Source organism: Longibacter sp., from assembly GCF_051155795.1.
In the GTDB taxonomy this organism is placed as follows: Bacteria; Bacteroidota; Rhodothermia; order Rhodothermales; family Salinibacteraceae; genus Longibacter.
The window spans coordinates 1-4,501 of record NZ_DAXETW010000088.1 but is presented as its reverse complement, the minus strand read 5'-3'; the positions used below and the strand labels follow the sequence as shown (position 1 = coordinate 4,501).

Here is a 4,501-nt window from a genome sequence, read left to right as displayed (position 1 = left end):
TTGTCCTGGCTTTCGCAGAGGGTTTCCCAACCGCCGTGACAGTGCTCACACGACCCGCAGGCGCTGTAGAGCCACGGCACGCCGACGGCATCGCCCTCCTTCACGGTGTTCACGTTGCGCCCTGCGGCGGCGACGTATCCGACGCCCTCGTGACCCGGAATTAGCGGCAGCTTGGGTTTTACGGGCCAGTCGCCCTCCGCGGCATGGAGGTCGGTATGGCACACCCCGCTTGCCTGTACCTGGACGAGAATCTCGTCGGGGCCCGGGTCGGGAACGTCGACCTCTTCGATGGAGAGAGGTGTGTTGAACTCGCGCACAACGGCCGCTTTCATCGTCTTCGGCATATCAGTCTCGGGTGATGCGTTATAGAAACAGCGAACGGAGAGGCTCTTGAACAGCGAAGCACGAATCGATTTCTCCGCTCAACAGACCCTCGGTCTCGAGACGTTCCGTCCTCCTGCGTCGAAATTTCTGCCGGACCGGATCTCCGGGGCCGCGCAAGAGGCAGAGACAGGAAGACTCCTGCTACCGGGACAGTCTGCAAGATAGGAAGCGCTTCTATTCGAAATTTTTTCATTTCACCCAAAAAATGATTCGATTCCTTCACGTGTGAATATTATGTTGCGATAAACAAAAGGGCGCCATCGCAAAGCTGGTGCAATGGCGTTCAGGTCGGTACCGACAATCCCCCTTCGTTCGGCAGTTGTAATGCACGCTCGGTTTCGTTCCGCCCTGCCCCGCAAGTGCCCGATGTGTATCTGCGGGTACAGCATGTCCGTTCCTCCGTGTTACCGACTACGTACGTTGTTATGCCGGACGCACCCTTTGTCTCTACTCTTCCCTGGACGCTGAATCGCGGAGGTCGTCGTAAGCCTCATAACGACCCTCCGGAGTCGCTCGTCGAGAACCGGACGTCGTATGGCGGGGAGGATATGCAGTTTTCGGTGTACGACACGGTTCAAAAGGCCGAACGCGTCGCGCTTCGTTCGACCAACCCGTTGTACTGCGGGATGATTACGGGGAAAAAGGTCATTCATCTCACCGAGGCCGATCGAGAGCCGTTCGAGTTTGTGCCTGGCGAGTCGCTCGTCGTGCCGCCGCTGGAGACCATTTATATCGACTTCCCGGAGGCGGACCGGGAGGCGACACGGTGCATTACGCTGGAGATCGACAGCGATAAGGTCGACGACATGGTCACCCGATTGAATGAAACCATGCCCCGATCGCCGGAGTCCGGTCCGTGGAATGTCAACCGTCTCGATCACTGCCACGTCCAGAATTCCGATGGCATCGAGCGGGTGTTGCAATCGCTGGTGACCCTTTTCACGGAGGACGTGCCGCATCGCGACATGCTCATCGATCTGAATGCGACCGAACTGGTGGTTCGCCTTCTGCAGACAGAGTCCCGCTTCCTGCTCATGGGGAGTGGCAATCGGCAGACGCCCGAAAACGGACTGGCCGCCGCGGTGAAGTACGCCCGTAAGAATCTGGATCAGGCGCTGACGGTGAGCGAACTGGCGGAAGAGGCATGCATGAGTGAATCCAGCTTCTATCGCTACTTCCGGAACGAATTCGGGATGACGCCGCTCCAGTTTCTCACGCAGGAGAGGATGAAGCGAGCGTGCGAACTGCTCCTGAGCGGTTCGCGCTCGGTTAGCGACGTGAGCCATGAGGTCGGCTTCTCGAGCGTGAGCTACTTCATCAACACGTTCAAGGAGCACGTGGGGACCACGCCGAAGCAATTTCAGCTGTCGAACCGGTAGCGCATTCGCGGCCCGGGTTTATTTCCGGTGATCATTTCCTGCATTCATTTCAGGATGCGGGTGGACGGGCGAAACGACAGCCAGGCGAACGCGAAGTACGAACCGTGCTCGACACGGGGTAGCTGCCGCCCGGAGAGAGGGCCGTCAAGGCCGCGACCGGTCGTGGACCACCGGGTACCCGTTTCCCGGTCGATGATCTCGCCGTCACCGGTCTGTTCAAACGAGAGCCGTCGATCGCCGATTACGGGTTCGAAGACGCCGACCGTTCCGTCTATGCCAGATTCCCGGATGTCCCGGGCATCCATGACGCTGACGGTACTTCCGCTGTGGAAGATGACGACCGATCGCTTCCCGACCGTCGTCTCGATCACCCCGCGAGAGCGGCTCACCGCGTGCGGGATGGCGAGGGGATCGTTCTCGTCCGGAATCGCGATCACCTTGCTCATCGGCGGCAGTCGACCGTCGGTGGCGTTGCTGACGGCGAACGGCGGGGTATCGACATCCTCGTAGCCGGCGTACGGGTTGCGCCCGTACGGACGGTCGAACCCCGTCTCGCGCGACAGCACCTGGGCGTCGGGATACGTCTCGCGAAATGCCTGAAACGAGACGATCTGCGCGGGGAGGCGATCCAGTTGGGTGCCCGTTAGCGTCCCCACGATGGCGCGACCCGTGAACTGCTGCCACAGGGACTCGGTCTTTCGGTCGTACATCACCAGGTCCGACATCCGCAGAAGCCCGGACACGCCGAACTCGACCGCCTCCCCCTCGACGCGGCGGTCAAACGCGATCGCGCTGTAGCAGAGGGGGCAGAAGGTGACGGCCACCGGCGTGCCGCCGATGATGTCGTTCACGATCTCGTGGAAGATCAGGATCTGTAACGGATAGCCGCGTGCATCGCCCTCGTGGGAGACGAGAAGAACCGGTTCCTGCGGTGCGATCCAGTTGGCTGCCGCCTCCGGTGAAACGAAGCGCGGATCATCGATCGACGGGATCCCATCCTTCGGCGGGCCTCCCGGGCGTAGCGAGGAGAGGTCGACGGCGCGACGCGTCAGATCGGTCTCGAACGCGGAAAGGGCCGAGCGAAGGCCGGGCGACAGCGTATCCGCGTGCGTCGCCACGGTCGGGGTGCCGCGGGGTGACGCCACCGTCGACACCGTCTCGGGGAGGCCAAACATCAGCGGCGTCCCCAGGACGATCAGCACCAGAAGAGACAGGAAACGGGACATCGCAGGGGATCATCATGGGACCAGGGCGGGACGATGCGTCGGGCGGCATGGCGAGACGTTACGCAAGGAGGCCGTCCCGCGCCTAAACGATGCTGCAGACTCCCGCGCCGGCGTGTACGGTTGTATCCGTTTATATCTGATGGCCACACGTTTGTATCCAATTGTCAACCGTGTGCTAAGCAGTTACTTTTTGTGCGTAAAATATCTTCTTTTTACGTGTGACACACTTGCAATTGGCGGAATCGCGTTCTATGATATCTGACACTTTCGGTACCGAGGGGGACCTGCCGGCGTTTTCACTCCTACCGGTCGATGATCGTGTCCGTCAGAGAATTGTGTCCGTTGGTCGCAACGACAGGTTAACAGTATGCGATAGACTCATATCCCATCGTCCTCGCACGCGGTGACCTTTTCGGTCGCCCGTGGAGGGACGACCGCAGGTGGGGGAAGTGGGGTTAGGCGTGGGGGGCCGCTCCCCTTGTCCCGCCTGCATCTCTTGAACGAAAAGCGGACCGTCCGGCTCTGGGCCAGGCGGTCCGCTTTTCTGTAAAACCGTGCCGTCCTCGTCCTCCCGTTCAGAAGCTATGCCGCCCGCACCTGGGTCGTAGCGAGTCGTTTGTCGAGGTAGTTTTCCACGATCAGTCGGCCGATGTTGAGGGAGGCCGTCGCGGCGGGGGACGCGGCATTGATGACATTCACCACGCGATCCGTTTCCTGGATCAGGAAGTCGTCGACCAGCTCCCCGTTTGGGCGGAGCGCCTGGGCGCGCACGCCGGAGGGGGAGGGGACGAAGTCGTCGGCCGTGACCCCTGGGACGAGGTGTTGCGCAGCCTTGACGTACACTTTTTTGCTGAGCGACTGAAGCAGCTCGTGCATGCCCTTCTGCCAGTGCTTCATGCTGAGCTTCAAGAAGCCGGGGTACGAGACCGTGTCGATCAGCTCCGGCCAGTTGACATCCCAGAACTTGTAGCCTTCCCGCGCGAAGGCGAGCACCGCGCTCGGCCCGCACTCGACGCTGCCGTCCACCATCCGGGTGAAGTGCACACCGAGGAACGGAAAGGCCGGATCTGGCACCGGGTAGATCAGGTTGCGGCAGAGGTGCCGTCGCTCCGGGACGAGCTCGTAGTATTCCCCGCGGAAGGGGACGACCTTTGCCGCCGGTGTCTGGCCGCTCATCTCGGCAATCTTGTCGGCGTACAGGCCGGCGCAGTTGACGACGTGTCGGGCGGATATGTCTCCCGCCGTCGTCTGCACGGTCACATGCGTCGATTCCGTGTGCAGGTTCGTGACCGCGGCGTTCGTCTTCAGGTCGTAGCCGTGACTGGTCGCACACCGGGCGAGGGCCTCCGTCATGCCGGTGTAGTCCACGATGCCGGCGCCGGGAACGTGAAGGGCCGCCACGCCGCGCGTGTGCGGCTCGATTTCCTGCAGTTCGTCCGGGCCGATGCGCCGAGCCTCCACCTGGTTCAGCCGCCCTTTTTCCTCGATCCGGTTGAGTTCCGGGATTTCTTC

Annotated in this window: 4 protein-coding genes; 1 reads left to right on the top strand and 3 read right to left on the bottom strand. The window is 61.6% G+C overall.

Going from position 1 to position 4,501, the window contains the following annotated elements:
- On the bottom strand, positions 1 to 344 hold a 344-nt coding region (locus tag ACFCU0_RS09730; RefSeq protein WP_434973478.1), incomplete at its 3' end, for an alcohol dehydrogenase catalytic domain-containing protein.
- Between the two features lie 465 nt (positions 345 to 809).
- On the opposite strand from ACFCU0_RS09730, the gene ACFCU0_RS09725 reads away from it, so the two are divergent.
- Positions 810 to 1,763, top strand: coding sequence for a helix-turn-helix domain-containing protein (locus ACFCU0_RS09725; protein WP_434973477.1), 954 nt, complete (start codon positions 810 to 812; stop codon positions 1,761 to 1,763).
- Positions 1,764 to 1,807: 44 nt separating this feature from the next.
- Here ACFCU0_RS09725 and ACFCU0_RS09720 read toward each other — a convergent pair whose 3' ends face one another.
- On the bottom strand, positions 1,808 to 2,989 hold the full coding sequence (locus tag ACFCU0_RS09720) for a DUF3179 domain-containing protein (protein ID WP_434973476.1): 1,182 nt from the start codon (positions 2,987 to 2,989) through the stop codon (positions 1,808 to 1,810).
- A gap of 582 nt (positions 2,990 to 3,571) precedes the next feature.
- The coding region (lhgO, locus tag ACFCU0_RS09715) for an L-2-hydroxyglutarate oxidase (RefSeq protein WP_434973475.1) at positions 3,572 to 4,501 on the bottom strand (930 nt) is incomplete at its 5' end.

What these genes read in the sequence shown, in the direction of transcription:
- ACFCU0_RS09725 (WP_434973477.1), top strand. Translation starts at nt 810, where the DNA reads ATGCCGGACGCACCCTTTGTCTCTACTCTTCCCTGGACGCTGAATCGC.
- ACFCU0_RS09720 (WP_434973476.1), bottom strand. Translation starts at nt 2,989, where the DNA reads ATGTCCCGTTTCCTGTCTCTTCTGGTGCTGATCGTCCTGGGGACGCCG.